The organism is Psychrobacter sp. C 20.9 (genome assembly GCF_001921765.1).
Taxonomy (GTDB): Bacteria; Pseudomonadota; Gammaproteobacteria; order Pseudomonadales; family Moraxellaceae; genus Psychrobacter; species Psychrobacter piscatorii_B.
The window spans coordinates 1-920 of the sequence record NZ_MRYC01000039.1 but is presented as its reverse complement, the minus strand read 5'-3'; the positions used below and the strand labels follow the sequence as shown (position 1 = coordinate 920).

The 920-nt window shown below is 39.9% G+C and carries 2 protein-coding genes; both read left to right on the top strand.

Features of this window, described 5'->3' with window-relative positions; translation table 11 throughout:
- Nucleotides 1-119: 119 nt before the first annotated feature.
- The gene (locus tag BTW00_RS13720; protein WP_305956150.1) at nucleotides 120-416 is read left to right on the top strand and encodes an IS630 transposase-related protein; all 297 of its coding nucleotides are present in this window, start codon (nucleotides 120-122) and stop codon (nucleotides 414-416) included.
- A complete protein-coding gene (locus tag BTW00_RS13715; protein ID WP_218609028.1) occupies nucleotides 403-915 on the top strand; it encodes an IS630 family transposase in 513 nt (170 codons plus the stop codon). Before BTW00_RS13720 ends, BTW00_RS13715 begins: the two co-directional genes overlap by 14 nt.
- Nucleotides 916-920 lie beyond the last annotated feature (5 nt).

Here is a 920-nt window from a genome sequence, read left to right as displayed (position 1 = left end):
TATAGCCAATCCCACTTAAAAGTGTTATAAACTAATTATCAAACTTAATTGTTATTATAAAGACCATGACTTACTCCCTAGATTTTCGCAAACAATTTCTTAAAAGTATAGACGAGGGTATGACCTTTGCCGAGGCGGCTGAGTTTTATAATCTGAGCCCAACCACCATACAGAACTGGAAGCGGCGTGTTCATAGTAAAACAACCAGGCAAACCAAGCCCTATAAAATACCAGATGACGTGCTACTTAATGATGTCAAAGAGCATCCTGATGATTACCAGTATGAGCGAGCACGTCGTTTAAACTGTAGTAAAACAGGCATTTATCATGCCTTAAAACGCCTAGGCATCAGTCAAAAAAAAGACCTTAGAACATCCAAAAGCCTGTCTGATAAAAAGAGCGGTGTATCAGAGTAAGCTTGATAACTTTAAACAGCAAGGCTATCCCATTGTCTATATGGATGAGAGTGGCTTTGAAGCTGAAACCATTCGTTCTCATGGTTACGCGCCTATTGGTAAGCCATGTATCGATCGCTACAACTGGCAAGGTAAAAAGCGAACCAATGTCATTGCTGCTCTTTATGAGAAGATGCTGTTTGCCCTAGATTACTTTAAGTACAACATCAACAGCAGCATATTCTACGGCTGGTGCAAACAAACCCTCATCCCAAGTCTTAAAACCAAATGTGTGATTGTCATGGATAACGCCAGATTTCATAAAAGCAGACGTATCCAAAAACTACTGAACAGACATGGTCATCGTATATTATGGCTGCCGCCGTACAGCCCAGACTTGAACCCCATCGAAAAGAAATGGGCACAAGTGAAGTTTCTACGCCAAGGCTGGATGGAAAACGACTTATCCAAATTGTTTTATGATATTTGTCCTAACCATAACAATTTTATTTTGAACTGACTATA